1 protein-coding gene is annotated in these 912 nt (G+C 78.8%); it reads left to right on the top strand.

The annotated features are described in order from the left end of the window. Positions 1 to 873 (top strand): DALR anticodon-binding domain-containing protein (locus POF43_RS34370; protein ID WP_282704965.1); only part of this gene is annotated, 873 nt, incomplete at its 5' end. Between the last annotated feature and the right edge of the window lie 39 nt (positions 874 to 912).

Raw genomic sequence — 912 nt, forward strand, 5'->3', positions numbered from 1 at the left:
CCGGCCGGCCTCCCCGCCCGGACCGTCGCCGAACGCGTCGCCCGCCACCTCACCGCCCCCCCCGAAGGCACCCCCACCCCCGCAACGTCCACCCCCGAAGACCCCCCCGCCCCCGAAAACCTCCCCCACCCCGCCATCGAACGCCTCGACATCGCCGGGCCCGGGTTCCTCAACATCACCCTCGCCGCGACCGCCCACGCCGACCTCGTGCGGGTGGTCCGGGCCGCCGGGGCGCGGTACGGGCACGGTGACGTGCTCGCCGCCGCGCCGCTCGTGCCGCCGGCGCCGTCCGGTGACGACCCGCGGTCGGCGGCCGTCGTCCGGGTCCTGCGGGCCTGCGGGGCACCGGTCGGACCGTGCGCCGCCGCCGTCCGGCACCCGGCGTACGCCACGCTCGGCGCCGACGCGGCGAACTGGGCGCTGGTACGGCCCCCGGCCGGCGACCCGCCGGACCTCGCGCCGGCCACGCACCTGCCGCAGCGCACCGCCAACCCGCTCTTCCGCATCCGCTACGCCCACGCCCGCACCCGGGCGCTGACCCGCAACGCCGCCGACCTCGGCTTCGCGGCGGGGGAGTTCACCCCCGCCGCCGCGGACGAGCCGGCGCAGGCCGCGCTGCTCGGCGCGATCGGCGACTACCCGCGCGTCGTGGAATCCGCCGCCCGGCACCGGGCACCGGACCGGGTCGCGCGGGCGCTGGAAGGCGTGGCGGACGCGTTCCTCGACTACCACGACAGCGTCGCGCTGCTGCCGTCCGGCGACGGGAAACCCTCGGCCGCCCACCGTTCCCGGCTGGCGCTCGCCGACGCCGCCGGTACGGTGCTGGCCGGCGGCCTGTCCCTGCTCGGCATCAGCGCACCCGCACACCTGTAAGGAGAAATGGCCGATGCCACAGCCGCCCCACCGCCCGCC

It is taken from the genome of Streptantibioticus silvisoli, assembly GCF_027947535.2.
Taxonomy (GTDB): domain Bacteria; phylum Actinomycetota; class Actinomycetes; order Streptomycetales; family Streptomycetaceae; genus Streptantibioticus_C; species Streptantibioticus_C silvisoli.